This is a genomic window from Streptomyces sp. NPDC032091 (assembly GCF_055580265.1).
Map to the genome: position 1 here is coordinate 61,067 of NZ_JBVILR010000027.1, position 20,531 is coordinate 81,597.

The 20,531-nt window shown below is 72.0% G+C and carries 12 protein-coding genes, 1 pseudogene and 1 riboswitch; of the genes and pseudogenes, 7 read left to right on the top strand and 6 right to left on the bottom strand.

Annotated features, from left to right (window positions below; genetic code table 11):
• The first annotated feature begins 6 nt into the window (after window positions 1–6).
• From cobM to ACZ5NJ_RS32370, 3 genes are all read left to right on the top strand, one after another.
• A complete protein-coding gene (gene cobM / locus ACZ5NJ_RS32360) occupies window positions 7–756 on the top strand; it encodes a precorrin-4 C(11)-methyltransferase (protein ID WP_468769630.1) in 750 nt (249 codons plus the stop codon).
• Window positions 746–1,525: a cobalt-precorrin-6A reductase gene (locus ACZ5NJ_RS32365; RefSeq protein WP_468769632.1), complete on the top strand. Its 780-nt coding sequence runs from the start codon at window positions 746–748 to the stop codon at window positions 1,523–1,525. The genes cobM and ACZ5NJ_RS32365 overlap by 11 nt, the downstream gene beginning before the upstream one ends.
• Before the next feature lie 83 nt (window positions 1,526–1,608).
• Complete coding sequence (locus ACZ5NJ_RS32370; RefSeq protein WP_468769634.1) at window positions 1,609–2,127, top strand: hypothetical protein; 519 nt, start codon at window positions 1,609–1,611, stop codon at window positions 2,125–2,127.
• Between the two features lie 87 nt (window positions 2,128–2,214).
• Here ACZ5NJ_RS32370 and ACZ5NJ_RS32375 read toward each other — a convergent pair whose 3' ends face one another.
• The 3 genes from ACZ5NJ_RS32375 to ACZ5NJ_RS32385 are packed head-to-tail and all read right to left on the bottom strand — an operon-like array spanning window position 2,215 to window position 5,710.
• Window positions 2,215–3,726, bottom strand: a complete 1,512-nt coding sequence (locus ACZ5NJ_RS32375) for a precorrin-2 C(20)-methyltransferase (RefSeq protein ID WP_468769636.1) — start codon at window positions 3,724–3,726, stop codon at window positions 2,215–2,217.
• Window positions 3,723–4,370, bottom strand: a complete 648-nt coding sequence (locus tag ACZ5NJ_RS32380; protein ID WP_468769638.1) for a precorrin-8X methylmutase — start codon at window positions 4,368–4,370, stop codon at window positions 3,723–3,725. Before ACZ5NJ_RS32380 ends, ACZ5NJ_RS32375 begins: the two co-directional genes overlap by 4 nt.
• Window positions 4,367–5,710, bottom strand: a complete 1,344-nt coding sequence (locus ACZ5NJ_RS32385) for a cobalamin biosynthesis protein CobG (RefSeq protein WP_468769702.1) — start codon at window positions 5,708–5,710, stop codon at window positions 4,367–4,369. Before ACZ5NJ_RS32385 ends, ACZ5NJ_RS32380 begins: the two co-directional genes overlap by 4 nt.
• A 369-nt stretch (window positions 5,711–6,079) precedes the next feature.
• Window positions 6,080–6,158: riboswitch (cobalamin riboswitch) on the top strand.
• A 53-nt stretch (window positions 6,159–6,211) separates the two neighbouring features.
• On the opposite strand from ACZ5NJ_RS32385, the gene cobN reads away from it, so the two are divergent.
• Entirely contained in the window at window positions 6,212–9,832 is a 3,621-nt protein-coding gene (gene cobN / locus ACZ5NJ_RS32390) for a cobaltochelatase subunit CobN (RefSeq protein WP_468769640.1), read from the top strand.
• Between the two features lie 467 nt (window positions 9,833–10,299).
• Window positions 10,300–10,749, top strand: a pseudogene (locus ACZ5NJ_RS32395) (tyrosine-type recombinase/integrase); the annotation flags it as partial.
• A 680-nt stretch (window positions 10,750–11,429) separates the two neighbouring features.
• Here ACZ5NJ_RS32395 and ACZ5NJ_RS32400 read toward each other — a convergent pair.
• A complete protein-coding gene (locus tag ACZ5NJ_RS32400) occupies window positions 11,430–11,807 on the bottom strand; it encodes a DNA/RNA non-specific endonuclease (protein WP_468769642.1) in 378 nt (125 codons plus the stop codon).
• The gene (locus ACZ5NJ_RS32405; protein ID WP_468769644.1) at window positions 11,702–14,680 is read right to left on the bottom strand and encodes a polymorphic toxin-type HINT domain-containing protein; all 2,979 of its coding nucleotides are present in this window, start codon (window positions 14,678–14,680) and stop codon (window positions 11,702–11,704) included. The genes ACZ5NJ_RS32400 and ACZ5NJ_RS32405 overlap by 106 nt, the downstream gene beginning before the upstream one ends.
• Before the next feature lie 104 nt (window positions 14,681–14,784).
• Between ACZ5NJ_RS32405 and ACZ5NJ_RS32410 the strand changes: the two genes are divergently transcribed.
• Both ACZ5NJ_RS32410 and ACZ5NJ_RS32415 read left to right on the top strand, forming a co-directional pair.
• Window positions 14,785–16,767, top strand: a complete 1,983-nt coding sequence (locus ACZ5NJ_RS32410; RefSeq protein WP_468769645.1) for a ricin-type beta-trefoil lectin domain protein — start codon at window positions 14,785–14,787, stop codon at window positions 16,765–16,767.
• Between the two features lie 234 nt (window positions 16,768–17,001).
• Window positions 17,002–19,224: a terpene synthase family protein gene (locus ACZ5NJ_RS32415; RefSeq protein WP_468769647.1), complete on the top strand. Its 2,223-nt coding sequence runs from the start codon at window positions 17,002–17,004 to the stop codon at window positions 19,222–19,224.
• 43 nt (window positions 19,225–19,267) lie between these two features.
• On the opposite strand, the gene ACZ5NJ_RS32420 is transcribed toward ACZ5NJ_RS32415, so the two are convergent.
• On the bottom strand, window positions 19,268–20,506 hold the full coding sequence (locus ACZ5NJ_RS32420) for a GNAT family N-acetyltransferase (protein ID WP_468769648.1): 1,239 nt from the start codon (window positions 20,504–20,506) through the stop codon (window positions 19,268–19,270).
• Window positions 20,507–20,531 lie beyond the last annotated feature (25 nt).

Below are 20,531 nucleotides of genomic sequence, written 5' to 3' on the forward strand. Positions count from 1 at the left end.
ACTGACATGACCGTGTACTTCATCGGCGCGGGCCCCGGCGCCGCCGACCTGATCACCGTACGCGGTGCCCGTACCCTCGCCGCCGCCCCCGTCTGCCTCTACGCCGGCAGCCTGGTCCCGCGCGAGCTGCTCGACGAGTGCCCCGAGGGGGCCCGGCTGGTCGACACCTCGCAGCTGGACCTCGACGCGATCATCGCCGAGTGCGTACGGGCCCACGCGGCGGGCCTGGACGTGGCGCGGCTGCACTCCGGCGACCCCTCCATCTTCAGCGCCGTCGCCGAGCAGATGCGGCGCCTGGACGCGGCCGGCATCCCGTACGAGGTCGTCCCGGGCGTGCCGGCGTTCGCGGCGGCGGCCGCCTCGCTCAAGCGGGAGCTGACCGTCCCGACCGTCGGCCAGACCGTGATCCTGACCCGGATCGCCCAGCAGGCCACGCCGATGCCGCCCGGCGAGGACCTGGCCACGCTCGGCCGCAGCGGCGCCCTGCTGGTGCTGCACCTGGCCACCCGCTACGTGGACCGGGTCGTGGACGAACTCCTGCCGCACTACGGGGCCGAGTGCCCGGTGGCGGTGGTGGCGATGGCCAGCCGCCCCGACGAGCTGATCCTGCGCGGGACCCTCTCCGACATCGCGGGGCAGGTGAAGGAGGCGGGGCTGGTGCGCACCGCGGTGATCGTGGTGGGCCGGACGCTGAACGCGGAGCAGTTCCGCGACAGCCACCTCTACTCCCCCGAGCGCGACCGGCATGTCTGCTGAGCCGGCCGTCCCGGCGGGCCCGGCGCGGCACGTCCTGATCCTGGGCGGCACCACCGAGGCGCGCCGGCTGGCGGAGGCGCTGGCGCGGGAGCCCGCGTACGCGTCCTCGTACCGGGTGACGAACTCCCTCGCGGGCCGGGTCGGCTCGCCCGTGCTGCCGCCGGGCGGGACCCGGATCGGCGGCTTCGGCGGGGTCGAGGGGCTGGCGGGCTGGATCACCGCCCACGGCGTCACGCACGTGGTCGACGCCACGCACCCCTTCGCGGAGCGGATGAGCTTCCACGCGGCCGAGGCGGAGGCGCTGACGGGCGTGCCGACGCTGGCGCTGCGCCGGCCCGGCTGGAGTCCGGGCCCGGGTGACGCCTGGACCTTCGCGGACGACCTCACGGGGGCGGCCGCCGTGCTGCCCTCGCTGGGCCGGCGGGCCTTCCTGACCACCGGCCGGACGGGCCTGCACGCGTTCGCGCACCTCACCGATACCTGGTTCCTGGTGCGTTCGGTGGACCCGCCGCTGGGGCCGGTGCCGCCGCGCATGGAGACGCTGCTGGCGCGCGGGCCGTTCGGACTCGCGCAGGAGCGGGAGCTGATGGACCGCCACCGCGTCGACGTACTCGTCACCAAGGACAGCGGGGGCGAGGCGACGGCCCCCAAGCTCACCGCGGCCCGCGAGGCGGGGATCCCGGTCCTGATCGTCCGCCGCCCGCCGGTACCGCGGGGCGTGGCGCGGGCGGAGTCGGTGGAGGCGGCCCTGCACTGGCTCACCCCCTAGGGGGTGTCCGCAAAGTCCCGCCTGCCCCGCGACGCCCTGCGGGCGGACGACGCTACTTTGCGGACACCCCCTAGGCTGAAGGAATGCGGATACGTCACTCCCTCGTCCTCGCCCTGGTCCTCGCCGCCGTGTCGCCGCTCGTCGCGGGGTGCGGCGGGGGTCCGGCGCCGGAGGCCAAGGGCTGGGAGCCCAGCGACGCGCTCCAGCGGGCCGACGAGAGCCTGGGCAAGGGCGTCCCGGACGGCGCCCGGGTGACGATGCGGGGGACGGGCTTCCTCAAGGCCGGGATGGAGAAGGTCCTGGAGACCGGCGGGGAGCGCCCGTACCGCTTCGACATCGCCTGCGACAGCGAGGAGAGTTCCCGGGTCACCCTGCTGCTGTCCCGTGAAGGCGGCCCCGGGGACCGGTCGTTCGACGTGTCGTGCACGGCCGGGGAGGTCACCCGGCTGAACCTTCCGGCGGGTTCGGCGCCGACCGCGCACATCGACCCCGCCCCGCAGGACGACTCGCCCCCGGCCGGGGTGCTGTCGTGGCAGCTGCTCATGGTCGACCCGTCGACGGTCCAGGGCTGTCCGGACGCCTACGCGGGCTGCCCGGGCTGAGCCGGCGCCGGCCGGACGCCGCGGCGGCCCGCCCCGGGGTGGTGTGCCCCGGGGCGGGCGGCCGCGCTCAGCGCCTCGGCCGCACGGTCACGGGTAGCGGCGCGGGGTCCACGTCACCCGGGACCCGTCGGGCCGCTCGGTCACCCGGGTCTGCGAGGAGCCGATCAGCAGGATCGTCCGCATGTCCACCTCGGACGGCTCCAGTTCGGCCAGCGTGACGATCCGCACCGACTGCTCCGGCCCGCCCACGTCCCGGGCCACGACCACCGGGGTCTGCGGCGGGCGCAGCTCCAGCAGCAGCTCCCGGGCCTGCGCCACCTGCCAGGTCCGGCTGCGCGAGCCCGGGTTGTACAGGGCGAGCACCAGGTCGGCGGCGGCGGCCGCGCGCAGCCGCTCCGCGATGACCTCCCAGGGCTTGAGCCGGTCGGAGAGGGAGACGGTGGCGTAGTCGTGGCCCAGCGGGGCGCCGGCCGCGGCGGCAGCGGCGTTGGCCGCCGTCACCCCGGGCAGCACCCGTACGGGCACGTCCGCGTAGGGGGCCTGCCCGGCCACCTCCAGGACGGCGGTGGCCATGGCGAAGACCCCGGGGTCGCCGCCGGACACCACGGCCACCCGCTTGCCGCGCCGGGCGAGGTCGAGGGCGAACTCGGCGCGCTCGGACTCCACCTTGTTGTCGGAGCCGTGCCGCACCTGGCCCGGCTTGACCGGCACCCGGTCCAGGTACGTGGTGTACCCGACCAGCACCTCGGCGTCGGCCAGCGCCCGCCGCGTCTCCGGGGTCAGCCACAGCGGCCCGGCCGGGCCGGTGCCGACGACGGCGACCTCGCCGGGCCCGGACGGCACGCTGCCCGGGTTGCCGATCCGGCTGGGCACGACGGCGACGGCGAAGTACGGGACGCTGTCGGGGTCGGTGTCGGCCAGGACGCCGGTCCGCTCGCCCTCCATGGTGGCGCGCTCGACGTACCGGGCCTCCGCGAGGCGGCCGCTGCCCTCCATGGCCCGCCGGACGGCCGGGAAGGTGCGGCCGAGCTTCATGACGACCGCGGAGTCGGTGGCGGCGAGGCGGGCGGTGAGCTCCTCCTCGGGCAGGGTGCCGGGCAGGATCGTCAGCACCTCCTCGCCCTCCACGAGCGGGGTGCCGAGCCGGGCTGCGGCGGCGCTGACCGAGGTGACGCCGGGGATGACCTCGGCCTCGTAGCGGTCGGCGAGCCGCTTGTGCATGTGCATGTACGAGCCGTAGAAGAGCGGGTCGCCCTCCGCGAGCACGGCGACGGTGCGGCCGGCGTCCAGGTGCGCGGCCAGCCGGGCGGCGGAGGCCTCGTAGAACTCCTCCATCGCGCCCTGGTAGCCGCCGGGGTGGTCGGTGGTCTCGGTGGTGACCGGGTAGACCAGCGGCTCCTCGACGTGGTCGGCGCGCAGGTGCTTCGCGGCGATCGAGCGGGCGATGGAGCGGCCGTGGCGGGCGCTGTGGTACGCGACGACGTCCGCCTGCGCGATCACCTCGACGGCCCGCAGGGTCATCAGCGACGGGTCGCCGGGCCCGAGCCCGACCCCGTACAGCCTGCCCTTGGCCGGGTTCTGCTGCTGCGCGTCGCTCATTCTTCCTCGCTCGCGATCGCGTTGACCGCGGCGGCCGCGATGGCGCTGCCGCCGCGCCGGCCCCGCACGATCAGGTGGTCGAGGCCCGAGGGGTGGGCGGCGAGGGCGTCCTTGGACTCGGCGGCGCCGATGAAGCCGACGGGCACGCCGATGACGGCGGCGGGGCGCGGGGCGCCCTCCTCGATCATCTCCAGCAGCCGGAACAGCGCCGTGGGGGCGTTGCCGACGGCGATGACGGAGTTCTCCAGCAGGCCCCGGTCGCGCCAGACTTCGAGGGCGGCGGCGCTGCGGGTGGTGCCCATCTTCGCGGCGAGGGCGGGCACGGCCGGGTCGGAGAGGGTGCAGACCACCTCGTTGCCGGCGGGCAGCCGCTTGCGGGTGACGCCGCTGGCGACCATCTGGACGTCGCACAGGATCGGCGCGCCGGCGTGCAGGGCGGCACGGGCCCGCAGGACGACGTCGGGGGTGTAGCCGAGGTCCTGGGGGAGGTCGGTCATGCCACAGGCGTGAATCATGCGCACCGCGACCTGGGCGACCGAGGCGGGCAGCCCGGAGAGGTCCGCCTCGGCGCGGATCGTGGCAAAGGACTGGCGGTAGATCGCGGCGCCGTCCTTCTCGTACTCGAACACGGTGTACTCGCTCATTTCTTCACTGCGGCATCGGTTGTGGTGGGGGTGGTACGTGCGGCCGTGAGGGTGGCCGCGAGGTCTGCGTGCGGGACGGGCCGCGCGTCGAGCGCGTAGCCGTCGGGAGTGGCGACGAGGTCCACCCAGGCGGTGCCGCGCGGATGCCCGCAGCGGCGGGCGCAGCCGGACCAGTGCACGGGCAGGCCGCCGGTCGCCGCCCGTTCCACGACGGCGCGCGCGTCGGCGCGGACGTCCGCGAGGGATTTGGCGCAACCGGGCTTGCCCGTACAGGCGGTGACGGACCGCCAGGGGCTGTCGGGGGCGACGACCAGGCCGGCGGCCTCGATGCGGGCGTAGCCGTCGACGGACCCGCGGGTGGCCGCCCGGGGGAGGATGACGTTCCGCCAGGGGGTGACGCGCAGTTCGCCGTTCCCGTGGCCGGCGACCTCGCGGAGGACCTCCCACTGGGCGGTGCTCAGCCGGCCGAGCGGGGGCAGTACGCACAGGGCGGTCAGCTCGCCGTCGCCGCCGGGCCCCCAGGGCTGGGGCGGCTCGGCGTACGGCCAGGCCACCTCGGGGGCGTGCCCGGCGGTGATCCCCTCCGCGGCCAGCCGGCGGGCGAACTCGCCCGTGTCCAGAGAGTGTTCGGGGGGCAGTTCGGCCACCCGCCAGGCCCGGGTGCCGGCGGCTTCGGCGGCGTCGAGGAAGTACGCGGCGGCCAGCAGCGCCGCCCGGGGCGCGTCGGCGGCATCGACCTCGACACCGTCCGCCCCCGCCCCCAGCCGCACCACGGCCCGACCGGCACGGCCGCCGCCACCGCTGTCGGGTCCCTCCGCGCCACCGGCGCCGCGACCCAGTACGGTCACGTCCGGGTCGAGGGCGGCCACGTCCCCGCGCCCGTCGTCGAGGGCGAACAGGAACCGTCCGGACAGGGCGGCCGCCCGGGTACTGGCGCACAGCAGCCGGTCCAGTTCCCGGACCCAGTGCACGACCTGGGGCCCGCCCATCGGGGTGGCCACGATGTTGCGCACCCGCTCGTGGCTCGGCGCGGGCAGCAGCCCGGCGCCGTCCAGCAGTCGCGCCAGCCCCTCGCCGCACCCGTCGGCGAGGCCGCGCAGCTGGACGTTGCCGCGCGAGGTGAGTTCCAGGTGGCCGTCGCCGAACCGGTCGGCGGCGAGCCCGAGGGCGAGGGCCTGCCGGGTGGTGAGCAGCCCGCCGGGGACGCGGACGCGCGCCAGGTACCCGTCGTCGGCGGCGTGCAGCCGCAGCGCGCCGGGGCAGGCGTCGCCGCGGTCGCGTATGACGGGTTCGTCCCGCGACGCGGCGGAAGGGGGCTGGGGCGGCATGGCCGCGAGCATACCCACGATTCCGCACCCCCGACCTGTGTCCGTCGCCACCCCGACCAGCCTGATTGAGCCCCGCCGGGCAAACTCCGGCCTCGCCGGCGTTTGGGGCGCGGGGTCCGGGGCGGAGCCCCTGGGGGCACCTCCCAGCGGTAGCTGGGGGAGAAACGGTGAAGGTGAATGGGCGGGGCGGGGAGACGGCTCCGCGCAGCGGCCCCCACCCGTACCCGGCGTTTGCGGCGCGGCCCACAGGGCAGAGCCCCGGCAGCGGCGCCGCACCGGACCGACCTCGCCCCCACCCCACCTCCCGGCCAGGGGAAAGGCCACCTAAGATGACCTTCCGGCGGACCACTCGGCCCGTCACCGCCGAGGACGGCGACATGGGAGGAAGCCCGGTGCGATTCCGGCGCGGTCCCGCCACTGTGAGCCCCGCGGAACGATCCGCGGGGTGAGTCAGGAACTCCCGCTGTCCTCACTGCCCGGGGCGCGGAAACCCCGAGGAAGGCCTGCCGCCGCATGATCCTGCTGCTGTCGACGTCCGACACCGATCTGCTCAGCGCCCGCGCCGCGAACACCGCCGACGGCCCCGTGCCGTACCGGTTCGCGAACCCCTCCCGCCTCCCCCTCGACGACCTCCCCGGTCTGCTCGACGGCGCCGAGCTGGTCGTCGTCCGCCTCCTCGGCGGTCTGCGCGCCTGGCAGGAGGGCCTCGACGTGCTCCTGGCCGCCGACCAGACCCGCCCCGTGGTGGTCCTGACCGGCGAACAGGCCCCGGACGCCCAGCTGATGGAGGCCTCCACGGTCCCGATCGGCATCGCCGCGGAGGCCCACCGCTACCTCGCGCACGGCGGCCCGGCCAACCTCGGCCAGCTGGCCCGCTTCCTCTCCGACACGGTCCTGCTCACCGGCCACGGCTTCGAACCCCCGGCCGCCTCCCCCACCTGGGGCCCCCTGGAACGCCCCGCGTCCGAGGCCACCGGCCCCCAGGTGGCGGTGCTCTACTACCGCGCCCACCAGATGAGCGGCAACACGGCCTTCGTGCACGCCCTCTGCGACGCCATCGAGGGCAAGGGCGGCCGCCCCCTGCCCCTGTACGTCTCCTCCCTGCGCAGCCCGGAGCCGGAGCTGCTCCAGGCCCTGGAGACGGCGGACGCCATCGTCACGACCGTCCTCGCCGCCGGCGGCACCCGGCCCGCCACCGCCTCCGCGGGCGGGGACGACGAGTCGTGGGACGCGGGCGCCCTGGCCGGGCTCGGCGTGCCGATCCTCCAGGCCCTGTGCCTGACCGGCTCGCGCGGCAACTGGGAGGAGAACGACGAGGGCCTGTCTCCCCTCGACGCCGCCACCCAGGTCGCCGTGCCCGAGTTCGACGGCCGGCTGATCACCGTCCCGTTCTCCTTCAAGGAGATCGACGAGGACGGCCTGCCCGCCTACGTCGCCGACGCCGAGCGTGCCTCGCGCGTGGCCGGCATCGCGGTGCGCCACGCCCGGCTGCGCCACATCGAGCGTGCCGACAAGCGCATCGCCCTCGTCCTCTCCGCGTACCCCACCAAGCACTCCCGCATCGGCAACGCGGTCGGCCTCGACACCCCGGCCAGCGCCGTGGAACTCCTGCGCACCCTCATCTCGGCCGGCTACGACTTCGGCCCGGAGGCCGACATCCCGGGCCTGGTCTCCGGTGACGGCGACGAGCTGATCCGTGCCCTCATCGAGGCCGGCGGCCACGACCAGGACTGGCTCACCGAGGAGCAGCTGGCCCGCAACCCGGTCCGCATCCCCGCGGCCGACTACAAGCGCTGGTTCGCCGAACTCCCCGCCGACCTCCGCGAAAGCGTCGAGGAGCACTGGGGCGAGGCCCCCGGCAACATGTTCGTCGACCGCTCCTCGAACCCCGAGGGCGACATCGTCCTCGCCGCGCTGCGCCGCGGGAACCTCCTCATCCTCATCCAGCCGCCGCGCGGCTTCGGCGAGAACCCGATCGCGATCTACCACGACCCGGACCTGCCGCCGTCGCACCACTACCTGGCCGCGTACCGCTGGATCCAGGCGGCCGCGGCGGACGGCGGCTTCGGCGCCGACGCGATGATCCACCTGGGCAAGCACGGCAACCTCGAATGGCTCCCCGGCAAGAACGCGGGCCTCTCCGCCTCCTGCGCGCCCGACGCCGCCCTCGGTGACCTCCCCCTCATCTACCCCTTCCTGGTCAACGACCCGGGTGAGGGCACCCAGGCCAAGCGCCGGGTGCACGCCACCCTGGTCGACCACCTGGTCCCGCCGATGGCGCGCGCGGAGTCGTACGGCGACATCGCCCGCCTGGAGCAGCACCTGGACGAGTACGCCCAGATCAGCTCCATGGACCCCTCCAAGCTCCCGGCGATCCGCGCCCAGATCTGGACCCTCATCCAGGCGGCGAAGCTCGACCACGACCTCGGCCTGGACGAACGCCCGGACGACGACGGCTTCGACGACTTCCTCCTCCACGTCGACGGCTGGCTGTGCGAGGTCAAGGACGCCCAGATCCGCGACGGCCTGCACGTGCTGGGCGGCGCCCCGACCGGTGAGGCGCGGGTCAACCTGGTCCTGTCCATCCTCCGCGCCCGCCAGATCTGGGGCGGCGCCTCGGCCCTGCCCGGTCTGCGCGAGGCCCTCGGCCTCGACGAGTCGGCGGCCACCCGTACGACGGCGGACGCCGTCGAGGAGACGGCCCGCGCCCTGGTGCAGGCGATGGAGGACGCGAACTGGGCCCCGTCGGCGGTCGCTTCGGTCGCGGCGGGCCACCCTGAGGCCGTCGCGGACATCCTGACCTTCGCGGCGCACGAGGTCGTCCCCCGCCTGGCCGGCACCACCGACGAGATCGCCCACGTGGTCCGCGCCCTGGACGGCGGCTTCGTCCCGGCGGGCCCGTCGGGCTCCCCGCTGCGCGGCCTGGTCAACGTCCTCCCGACGGGCCGCAACTTCTACTCGGTCGACCCCAAGGCCGTCCCGTCCCGCCTCGCGTGGGAGACGGGGCAGGCCCTGGCCGACTCCCTCCTGGCCCGCTACCGCGCGGACCACGAGGACGCGTGGCCGGCCTCGGTCGGCCTGTCCCTGTGGGGCACGAGCGCGATGCGCACGGCGGGCGACGACGTCGCCGAGGCCCTGGCCCTCCTCGGCGTCCGCCCGGTCTGGGACGAGGCCTCGCGCCGCGTCACGGGCGTCGAGGCGATCCCCCTCGCGGAACTGAACCGCCCCCGCATCGACGTCACCCTCCGCATCTCGGGCTTCTTCCGCGACGCGTTCCCGCACGTCATCGGCCTCCTCGACGACGCGGTCCGCCTGGCGGCCTCCCTGGACGAGCCCGCCGACTCCAACTTCATCCGGGCCCACGCCCAGGCCGACCTCGCCGCCCACGGCGACGAACGCAAGGCCACCACCCGCATCTTCGGCTCCCGCCCCGGCACGTACGGCGCGGGCATCCTCCAGCTGATCGACTCCCGCGACTGGCGCACCGACGCCGACCTCGCGGAGGTCTACACGGTCTGGGGCGGCTACGCGTACGGCCGCGGCCTCGAAGGCCGCCCGGCCCGCACGGAAATGGAGACGGCGTACAAGCGCATCACCGTCGCGGCGAAGAACACGGACACCCGCGAACACGACATCGCCGACTCGGACGACTACTTCCAGTACCACGGCGGCATGGTGGCCACGGTCCGCGCCCTGCGCGGCACGGCCCCCGAGGCCTACATCGGCGACTCCACCCGCCCGGAAACGGTCAAGACCCGCACCCTCGTCGAGGAGACCAGCCGGGTCTTCCGCGCCCGCGTGGTCAACCCCAAGTGGATCGAGGCGATGCGCCGCCACGGCTACAAGGGCGCCTTCGAACTCGCGGCAACGGTCGACTACCTCTTCGGCTACGACGCGACCACCGGCGTGGTGGCGGACTGGATGTACGACAAGCTCACGGAAACCTACGTCCTGGACCCCACGAACCGCGCCTTCCTGGAGGAAGCCAACCCCTGGGCCCTCCACGGCATCGCGGAACGCCTCCTGGAGGCGGAATCCCGCGGCATGTGGGAAAAGCCGGACCCCCAGATCCTCGAATCCCTCCGCCAGGTCTACCTGGACACGGAGGGCAACCTGGAGGGCGAATCGGAGTAGCCCCACCGTCAGCGCAGCGAAGGCCGTCTTCCCCACCCTCCACCGTCGGGAGGACGGCCCTTGCCGTGCCCGGGACCTGCGCCCCCGCCGCGTCAGCTCAGCCCGACCGCTACCTCAGCGACGCCGATCCCCCAAGCAGCGCCAGGCCCGCTCCGACCACCCTGTCCACACCGGTCTGATCGGCATCAAGAGCGCCGAACGTCACGGTCGCTATCACACCATTCAACCGGTCTGCGATCCCCCTGGAATCGAGTGCCAGCAGGAGCCCGATCGCCGCAAAGAGTGCCGTGAGAACAACGAATGGGACGCTCGCCTCAGACGGTGCCCGTCCTGCTGCGCACCCCTTGGGCGCGGATCTTCAACGGGCAGCTCTCCGACGGCTCAGCACCCCGCTCGGTAGCCCGGCAATCACCAAGGCCGACGGTGACAGTGCCGAACCGACGCGCCCCGCGCCATGGTCCGCTGCCGGTCTCACCTCGCTGCCCACCAAGACCCGAGCATCTGAACGTCGCATCGCTCTACCGATCGAGTGCGTCCGGTCCCTGCTCAACCACCGGGAGCAGCAGGAGGAAGAGCAACAAGCAGCAGGCGCTGGTTGGAAGGGCTCTGGTCTCGTCTTCACGACAACGGCGGGTAGCCCCCTCGATCCCGCCACCTCACACGCCACTTCCGAGGCCTCCTCGACCGCGCAGAGCTGCGCCGCACCCGCTTCCACGACCTACGCCACTCGACCGCCACCCTGCTTCTGGAGCAAGGCGTCGACCTCGTCGTCATCAAAGAGCACCGCCGGCGTCTATGCCCACGTAAGGCTGCGCCTCCAACGCCAGGCCATTGACACCCTTGCCAACGCCCTTAACCCGGCCGACCAGGGCCCCCACGACCCGCACCTACCGTCCGCTGACGTTTCCGTCAAATAGCTGCTAAGGCCCCCGCAGGAACTCCTCCTGCGGGGGGCTTCGCGGTTTTCCGCTCATCGTAGGGATGAATCAGATCGCCTTAGCCGTGCTCGCATACCTTCGCTAGGGATGGTGTTGCGCTAAGGCGCCTCATCGTCACCCGCCTGACCGCCCGACCATCTCTCGAAGAGAGGATCGGAGTCCCTCCATTCGGCAGGGAAGAAGGGACAGTCGACTGTCCCTTCAAGGAGGCCGAGGACGACTGCTGGCGACTGCTCTTCGATCATAATGAAGTCCAGTTGCCCAGCCTCGATAATTAGGGTTGGCCAGACATCTTCCGGGCCTACAGGGATCCAGAAGAGGGAATCCGCGTTATCGGTACTCCCCCACTGGATCAAATCGCCTGGAGCCGCACCAAGTCGCCCAATTGCGGATCGAATCTTGGGGATGCCCTTCCCTGAAAGGATCTCCGATGACTCTCGACTGCGTGCTCCGATGTTCGGCCAAATGTCAGGGCGCGAATTCTCGTAGATCCAGAGAAAATCATTGAAGCAGCCAGGACCATAGAGCCCAACCATGGCTGTGTGACTTGGCGGGATGAGCAGACCTTCCTCGCTGGTCAACCTTCTAGGTGATCCCGCCTGCGTCAACGGCGGTGGACACAAGTGGGTCAGTGAACTTAGCGCGCTCATGGCAAGGTCCTAGAAATTTGGAATCTCCCCAGAATCGAATGACCAACCGAAGTCATCTACGGCCTCGATTCGAACGTGTGTTGCACGATACTTCGCTTCGCCGTAGATGGGCGTCACGCTCATGATGATCGTATTTCCACTGCTTCGGACGTGCGCTGCGATGGCGTTCTCGGCAGTCGAGATGGCTCCATTATTTTGCACTCCCCCCTGCACGATAATATTCCGCATATCGCGCCCATCGCCGCCGAACTGTCTGCCGATCAAGTGGCCGCGAGAATCGCCTACGCCACTCCGGAAACCATCAGGCTTCCTCTTTCCAGGCTCACTGCCAATGTGTCCGGCGCTCGCATCATCCAGAGTTTGAGGGGAAACCTCCGCGTAAGCCACCCCCGGCGCCCATCGGAAATTTCCGAATATACGGGACCGCAATTGTGAACCAGGACCGGCGTGGCCCCCGCCAGCACATAGTACGTGTGGAGGTCTTCGACCGTGAGGTTGTGGGTCGTGACGGCGTACGGGTAGTTGCGGACCGATGCCACCGTCAGGGTGGTGCCGTCCGGCTGGCGGAGGTGTTCGGCGGGGGTGAGTTCGCCGGCGTCGACCCACTGCTGGCGGGATTCGCTCCAGTAGGGGTGGTGGTAGGTGGAGGTGATCCTCGCGGGCGGGCCGCGGGGGTTGGCGTCGTCGGTGAGGGTGAGGTCGGTGAAGTCCTTGTCGTCGGGGGTGGTGATCGTCGCCGTGACGGGCTTGGGGGTGGTTTGGCCTGTCTGGGGGTCGGTCGCCATGACGGTGTCGCCGTCATGGACGTCCTCGATGGCCTTGGTGGTGCCGTCGGCCATCAGGACCCGGACGCCGGTGGGGAAGCTGTTTTTGCAGGTCGGGTACTCAGGGCCGTCGGACTCGCCGCCTCTGCCCGAGCTGGACTCGCTCTTGGCCGCGTCGGCTTCGCCCTTGGCTGCCTTACTCTCGGTTCCCGCAGCGTCGCCGGCTGTCTCCTTCGCTGCTTTCTCTTCTGCTGCTTTGACCGTTTTGGCTTCAGCTGCGCGGGCTTCGGCTGTGGCCCTCTTGACCTTGCTGAACGCACTCGATGCTTCGAGGGCACCGCGCTCAGCCGCGTGGATGGCGTCGTAGGTCTTGTTGACCTCCTTGTAGATCTTCAAGGCCTTGATGCCGATCTTGATGGCCTTGAAGAGCTTCCCCCACGGGACCGCGTTGAGGGCCGTGTTGATGCAGGCCATCACGTCGCCCTTGGTGAAGCAGTCGCGGGCGTCGTTGAAGCCGATCAGGTCGCCGATCAGGTCGACGACCTGGTCGACCAGCTGGTCCCGCTTCTTCTTCGCCGCCGACAGGGTGTTGTTCGCCCGCGAGAGTGCACGGCCCGCTTCCGCCTCGCCGCCGTCGTCATCGTCGTACCAGTGGCTGACGTGTGACTCGCTGTAGTCCCAGCCCGGGTGGCTTTCGTCGCACGCGCTCCCCTCGCAGGTGAACATCTTGCCGCTGGGGTCCGACGCGTTGACGGGGTTGTTGTTGGAGTACGCGTACGCGTTCCACTGCTGCGGATCACCCGCGTCGATCAGCGGGTCCGGGCTGATGAAGCGGGCCGTCGTCGGGTCGTACTCGCGGGCTCCCAGGAGGGTGAGGCCGGTGGCCGCCTCCTTGATGCCGCCTACGAAGCCCTTGTCCCCGGCCCAGGCGCCCTGCGTCGGCTGGGTGCCGCGCTCGTTGCCGAAGGGGTCGGAGGGGCGGCGGACCTGGGCCAGGTCGGTGGCGTTGAACTGGATGCCGTTCGTGCCGTGGTGGTCCGAGGACTGGTACGCCAGGGTCGACGTGCCGCCCGTGGTCGTACGGGTGACGGAAAGGCCGCCGCCCGCCGGGTAGGTGCGGACGTTGGTGACCTTGTTGGAACCGGCTTCCACGGTGAGCTGGTCGGTGCCCAGGTTGAGGGTGGTCTTGCCAGGGTCGCGGCGGATCAGCTGGTTGCCGCCCGTGTCGTACAGGTAGCTCGTGCCCGCGCTCTCGCCGGTGCCGGTGAGCTTGTCCAGCTTGCCCTGGTCGTTCCAGGTGAGGGTCTTGGTGCCGGGCGTGCTGGTGATGGACGCCGTGTTGCCGGTGGCGTCGTAGGTGTAGGACGTGACCTTGGTGCCGGACGGGCCGGTCTCCGTGGAGCTCATCAGCGCGTGCGGGCCGCCCGTGCCGCCGCCCGTCTTCGGGTCGGTGGAGGGGGTGTTGGGGCCGGAGCCGAAGGTCTGGGTGACCGTCGTGTCCTTGGCCTGGTTGCCCGTGACGTCCTTCTTGACCAGCTTCTTGCGGTTGCCGAGGTTGTCGTACTCGTACTGCTGCCAGTACGGCGCCGGCCCGCCCACGCTGGGCTTGCCGGTGCCGTCGACCGCCGGGCCGCCGCCGTTGGCGCAGCCGCCGATGCCGCGGACGCTGGGCTGCGGTGCCGTGTTCTGCGTGCCGGTGTCCGTCCAGGCCTGCGTCAGCCGGCCCAGGTAGTCGGTGGTGAAGCACTGCAGGTCGCGGGCCGCGCCGTCCTGGGTGTCGCTGATCGACGTGAGCTGGCCGACCTGGTTGTAGGTGTAGTCGAAGACGTCGACGCTGGAGCGCGCCGCCGTCTGCTTGTCCAGGGTCGAACGGACCGGGCGGCCCGTCGCCGCGTCGTAGTCGACCGTCGAGACGATCTGCTTGCCGGAGTTGCCGACCGTGTTGCGGATGGGCCGGCCGAAGGCGTCGTAGCGGACGTCGACCAGGTACGGGGTCCAGGTCGTGTCGATGGTGCTGTCGAGGGCGAGAAGGTTGCCGACGATGTCGACGTTGTAGGTGAGGGTCTCGGCCTTAAGGCCCGCCTCCGGGATGGCCGGGAGCGTGGTCTTCTGCAGTTCGCCGAACTCGCTGTACGTGTTGGCCGTCTCGTAGACGCCCTGAAGCTTGCCCTCCTTGGCGGGGATGGTCGTCTTCGTGCCGAGCGGACGGTAACCGCCGTCGTAGCCGGTCACCTGCGTGGTGTAGGCGCTGCCGGCCGCGCCACCGACGTAGCGGGTGCTGGCGGTGGGCTTGCCGAGGACGAGGGAGTCGTAGGTGAAGGCGCCGACCTGCTTGGCGGGGTCGACGGCCGTGCCCTCATAGGTGGCCGTGGTCCGGCCGAGGAGATCCGTGATCGTCGTCGCGCTCTTGCCGCGGGCGTCGGTGGCGGTGACGAGGTTGCGGCTGTCGTCGAAGGACGTGGTCGCCGTGCCGGCGTCCGGGTCCGTGGTCTGCACCGTGCGGCCGAGGAGGTCGTAGGTGAAGGTCCACTCATTGCCCGCGGAGTCCCTGCGGCGCAGCTCCTTGCCCTGCGCGTTGGACTCGTACGTCGTCTCGTCGTATGCGCCCGTCGGGGTGTTGCTCTTGTACTGGCGTAGCAGGGACGTGGTGCCGTTGGTGGCTGCCCGACTCGGCGGGCAACCTGCGCCAGTTCGGCGGCGGCTCGGACCCCGCGGCCGCGCCCAACGCCCGCATCCGGCCGGCCCCCGGGGGCAACGGCTGGAACGGCATCCAGATCAGCCACCGGGGCAGCCTCGGCCTCAAGACCGTCGACGACCTGCTCGCGCACCAGCCCGGCAATCCGGACCTGCACCAGTACCTCAACGACGGAAACGGCGGACAGTTCGACGGCCAGGCCCCCAGCCGGGTCGTCAAGCCCGCCTCCTGCGCCCTGCCCTCCGGCACTGCCATCGACTGCGCCACGTACGGCTACGGCACCAACTGGGCCAACGTCACCCAGATCGCCTCGTTCGGCTCCCCGAACGGTGACGTGGTGAACGCGAACGGCGCTCTGCCCCGCTCCTCCCTGCTGTTCGTGGAGAACGGCCGCCTGTGGCTGGCGTCGCCGGGGTCGACCAACCAGCTGACGTCACCGGCCGTCCTCCTGTCGGCCAACGACACCCGCTGGTCGGGATACGACCTCATCACCCCCGGCCGTGCCCAGGGCACCGCCTTCCCGACCCTGTGGGCCCGCTCCCGGGCGGACGGCAGTCTGCACGCCTTCTCCGTCAAGGGCACCGCCCAGTCCCCCGACCTCACCGGGTTCACGGACCCCGCCGGCGGCCTGATCGCCGGCAAGGCGGACCCCAAGCTCTACCCCCGGGTCGGATCCGACGGCGACATCAGCGGTGACGGCGTCCCCGACCTCTGGGCCGTCGACGCCAACCAGCAGCTGGTCGCGTTCAACGGCGTCGGCAGCGCCACGCCGCACCCGTCCGTCACCGGTGTCGACCAGGCCCCCGTCTCCCTGGGCAACCTCAACACCCCGAAGGCACAGTGGAAGCTGACCGGGCAGACGGGGACCAGCACCCCCAGCGCCGTCGGCAACTACCCGGCCACCACGACGGGCGTCACCTTCCCGACCGAGCGGATCGGCGGCCGCGACACCGCCTCCGCGGCATTCACCAGCAGCCCCGCGGCGATCACCACCACCGGTCCGGTCGTCGACACCCGCAAGAGCTTCACCATCAGCACCTGGGCCAAGCCCGGTGCCCAGGGCGGGCTCATCGCCAGCCAGGACGGGCTCAGGAACAGCGCCTTCGCCCTGTACGCCGACCCCGCGAACAGCAACTGGCGCTTCGCCCTGGCCAAGGGCGACGACGGAGGCTGGCCGTACGACTGGTCCGACGCCGTCAACGAGGCCGCCCGTTACGCCCCGGACACGTGGGCTCTCATCACGGCCGTGTACAACGCCGACACCGGCCTGATGAGCCTGTATGTCAACGGCACCCTCGCCGCCAGCGGCAACCACCAGGCCGCCACGAGCCCCGCGCCGGCCGGACCGTTCGTCCTCGGCCGCTACCAGTCGGGGGCGAAGCCCGACTGGTTCTACGGCGGCTTCACCGGCGGCATCAGCAACCTGGCCGTCTACCCGTACGCCGCTTCGCCCACCGCACCCGCCACCACGGGCAAGATCACGCTCAGCGCCGTCGGCAAGTGCCTCGACGACGAGCACGCCGACGCCACCGACGGCAACAAGATCCAGGTCTGGGACTGCAACGAGAACGAGGGCGGCTACGCCCAGAAGTTCGAGGTGCGCGGCGACGGCACCGTCCGCGTCGCCGGAAAGTGCCTGGACGCCACGAACGCCGGTACCGCCAACGGGACGCCCATCCAGCTGTACACCTGCCACGACCATCCCGCGCAGCAGTTCCTGCCCCGCGGCGACGGCAGCCTCTACAACCCCGTCTCCGGGCGCTGCCTCGATGCGAGCAGCATGATCATCGGCACTCAGCCGTACCTCTGGGACTGCAACCGCACCGGCCCTCAGCGCTGGAACGTGCCCACCCTCAACACCGCACCCCTGCCGATCCCGACACCCTGACCGCGCCACCGCGCCACCGGCCGGCCCGGCTCCTCGCTCCGAGGGGCCGGGCCGGTCTCGTGAGACCCGCATTAGCCCCCCGCCGTCCCCTCGCGCCCCGAAACGCCAGCCGGATCACCTGAAGCGGTGAAATGCGCCTTGGGCGGGGGGTCGGCGGGGTAGGGCAGTGCTGATCTCGTGCGGGGGGCCGGGTCGGCCGGTTCTCCGTGTAGCCGAGGAAAGGCCCGCCCCGTCGTGACGCAGCAGCCGTTTCAACTGCCGGAGTTCTACGTGCCGTATCCGGCGCGGCTGAACCCCCACCTGGAGGAGGCCCGCGCGCACAGCAGGCGATGGGCGCGCGGGTTCGGGATGCTGGAGGGGTCCGGGGTCTGGGAGGAGCGGGACCTCGACGCGCACGACTACGCCCTGCTCTGCTCGTACACGCACACCGACTGCGACGGCGAGGCCCTGTCGCTGGTCACCGACTGGTACGTGTGGGTCTTCTTCTTCGACGACCACTTCCTGGAGATGTTCAAGCGCTCCCAGGACCACGACGGGGCCCGGGCCTACCTCGACCGGCTCGCGGCCTTCATGCCGATGGACCTGGCGGAAGGTTTCCCCGTGGCGACCAACCCGGTCGAGGCCGGCCTCGCCGACCTGTGGGCGCGGACCGTGCCCGCCATGTCGGCCGACTGGCGGGAGCGGTTCTCGCTGTCCACGAAGAACCTCCTCGACGAGTCCATGTGGGAGCTCGCCAACATCGGCATCGGCCGCGTGGCCAACCCCCTCGAGTACATCGAGATGCGGCGGAAGGTCGGCGGAGCGCCGTGGTCCGCCGGGCTGGTGGAGTACGCCGCCGCCGAGGTGCCGGCGCGCGTGGCGCACTCGCGGCCGCTGGGCGTCCTGCGCGACGCCTTCTCCGACGCCGTGCACGTCCGCAACGACATCTTCTCCTACCAGCGGGAGGTCACCGACGAGGGCGAGCTGTCGAACGCCGTCCTGGTGCTGGAGACCTTCCTCGGCTGCTCCACCCAGGAGGCCGCCGAGATCTCCAACGACCTGATCACCTCCCGCCTCCTGCAGTTCGAGCAGACCGCGCTCGCCGAACTCCCCCGGCTCTTCGCCGACCACGCCCTCGCCCCGGACGAGATCGCGGCCGTCCTCGCCTACGTCAAGGGACTCCAGGACTGGCAGTCCGGCGGGCACGAGTGGCACATGGTCTCCAGCCGCTACATGAACGAGGGGGCCAGACCCACCGCCCGGCTGTCCCTGCCCTTCCTGCCGAGCGGGCTCGGGACCAGCGCCTTCGACCTGGGGTCCGTGTTCACCCGGCGGTCGGTGGAGCTGCGCCGCCGGTCCTTCTCCTTCACCCCCTTCGAGCGCACCGGCCCGTCCGTGATCCCCGAGATGAGCCTGCCCTTCGAGGTGTCCCTCAGCCCGCACCTCGCGCACGCGCGCGAGGGTTCGGTGGAGTGGGCCCGGAGGATGGGGCTGCTGGAGCCGCATCCAGGTGACCCGGGCTCGGTGATCTGGACCGAAGAGAAGGTGCGCGGCTTCGACTTCGCCCTCTGCGCGGCCGGTATCGACCCCGACGCGACGGCCGCGGAACTGCTGCTCAGCGCGTGCTGGCTGACCTGGGGGACGTACGCGGACGACTACTACCCGCTGGTGTTCGGGCGGTCCGGGAACATCGCGGCGGCCAAGGCCGCCACGGCACGGCTCCTCTCGATGATGCCTACGGACAGCGCCGCCACCGGGCCGGAGCCGGTCACCGTGCTGGAACGCTCCCTCGCCGACCTGTGGGAACGGACCGTCGCGGGCATGACCGGGACCGCCCGCGCCGAGTTCCGGGCGACCATGGCGGAGATGCTGGAGAGCTGGGTGTGGGAGGTGGAGAACCTGGCCCACCACCGCGTCCCGGACCCGGTGGACTACGCGGAGATGCGCCGCCGCACCTTCGGCTCACGACTGACCATGTACATGTGCCGGCTCGGCCACGAGGGCCGGGGCGTCCCGGAGGAGATCTACCGTTCGGGGACCGTCCGGTCGTTGGAGAACGCGGCCGCGGACATCGGCTGCCTCATCAACGACATCTTCTCCTACCAGAAGGAGGTGGAGTTCGAGGGCGACATGCACAACCACCTGGTCGTCACCCGCACCTTCTTCGACATCGGCTACCCCGAGGCCCTGCGCATCTGCCACTCCCTCATGAACCAGCGGGTGGAGGAGTTCCAGCACATCGTCGCGAACCTCCTGCCACGGCTCTGCGAGGACCGCGGGCTGGACGCGGCGGGCCGGGCCGGTCTCGACGCCTACGCGGACGAACTCCGGGACTGGCTGGCAGGAGTCCTCAACTGGCACCGGAGTGTGCGGCGCTATGGTGAGGACGATCTGCGCCGGCAGGGCGGCGGGCTGTCCGGCGCCGTCCTGAGCGGCGGCTTCGGCATGGCGGCGGCGCGGATCGGGCTGCCCGCCTGAGCCGGGCAGCGGCGGGGGCGGTCCGCTCGCCCGCCCCCGCCGCTCAGAACTCGTCGGCGGTGTGCGGCAGCAGATCCGTGCGCAGGGCCGCGTCCAGTGCCGCCGCCGCGCCCGGCGTGTGCTCGGCGACCAGCCCGGCGGCCACGAGTTCGGCGACCCGGGTTCCGCCCAGATAGCAGGCGGCCAGCTCCCGTACGTCCAGGCTCAGGTCCGGGGAGGCGCGGGCGGTCTCGTACGTCGCCCCGCCCGGCCCGGCCTTGAGCCGGTACCGTCCGGCGTTCGACGGGAGCCGGGCGTCGCGCAGTTCGAGGACGAGTTCCACCGGCGCCGCCCACGCGCGGGCGGTCAGGGCCTCCTTGACGTCGGCCAGGCGCAGCCAGAGCGCCGGGAACTGGGCGGTGACCCTGACCTGGTCGCGGTCGGCGGCGAAGTGCAGCAGGGGGTCGTCCGCGGGACGGCCCCAGGCGCGGACGGTGCCGGTGAGGTCGAGGGAGGCCGCGTACGACCACAGGGCGGCGGCGACGGCCGGGGTGTCGGCCTCCAGTTCGTCGACGCGGACCAGGCCGGGGCCGCGGCCGCGCCCCTCGCCGTCCTCGTCCTCGTGCTTCGTGCGGTAGAGGACGTAGCCGGCCACCGGCTCGCCGGGAGCGCCCAGGGCGGCGATCCGCGGCGGGCCCAACTCCTCGTCGTCTTCGTCCTGTTCGCCGAGCCACTCCTCGGTCCACCGCGCGGGGCTGCGGTTCGGGCGGCCGGCCCGGCGGCGGCGGGCGGCCTCGTGACAGGGGCCGACGACGGCGAGGGCGTCGGCCGGGTCGACCAGTCGCAGGGGGCGCGGGTCGGGGGCGATGCGCAGGGCGAGGGGGCGGGTGGAGTCGATCTCGACGGTGAGGCCCTGGGTGGCGGGGCCGTAGCCGAAGCGGCCGTAGATGGCGGCTTCGGAGGCCCACAGGCAGACGAGCGGGTCCCCGGCGGCCCGTGCGCGGCGCAGCCGTTCGTCCATCAGGGCGGTGAGCACGCCGCGCCGGCGGTGGGTGGGGGCGACGGAGACGAAGGTCAGTCCGGGGCAGCCGAGTTCGGTTCCGGGGACGGAGAGCCGGAAGGGGTGGGCCGCCATGAAGCCGACGAGGGTGTCCCCGTCGTAGGCGCCGAGGCGGTCGCAGCGGCTCAGCAAGGCGTGGTGGCGTGCGCGCCGTTCGGGTCCGGGCCGGTCGTGGAAGACCAGGTAGGCGTGCTCCTGGGCGCGGGCGATGTCGTCCTCGGGTACCTCGCGGATGTCCACCATGATCAGGAGACTAATCGGTCATCGC

Coding starts and splice junctions, on each gene's coding strand:
- cobM (WP_468769630.1), top strand. CDS start 7: ATGACCGTGTACTTCATCGGCGCGGGCCCCGGCGCCGCCGACCTGATC.
- ACZ5NJ_RS32365 (WP_468769632.1), top strand. CDS start 746: ATGTCTGCTGAGCCGGCCGTCCCGGCGGGCCCGGCGCGGCACGTCCTG.
- ACZ5NJ_RS32370 (WP_468769634.1), top strand. CDS start 1,609: ATGCGGATACGTCACTCCCTCGTCCTCGCCCTGGTCCTCGCCGCCGTG.
- ACZ5NJ_RS32375 (WP_468769636.1), bottom strand. CDS start 3,726: ATGAGCGACGCGCAGCAGCAGAACCCGGCCAAGGGCAGGCTGTACGGG.
- ACZ5NJ_RS32380 (WP_468769638.1), bottom strand. CDS start 4,370: ATGAGCGAGTACACCGTGTTCGAGTACGAGAAGGACGGCGCCGCGATC.
- ACZ5NJ_RS32385 (WP_468769702.1), bottom strand. CDS start 5,710: ATGCTCGCGGCCATGCCGCCCCAGCCCCCTTCCGCCGCGTCGCGGGAC.
- cobN (WP_468769640.1), top strand. CDS start 6,212: ATGATCCTGCTGCTGTCGACGTCCGACACCGATCTGCTCAGCGCCCGC.
- ACZ5NJ_RS32410 (WP_468769645.1), top strand. CDS start 14,785: ATGCGCCCGTCGGGGTGTTGCTCTTGTACTGGCGTAGCAGGGACGTGG.
- ACZ5NJ_RS32420 (WP_468769648.1), bottom strand. CDS start 20,506: ATGGTGGACATCCGCGAGGTACCCGAGGACGACATCGCCCGCGCCCAG.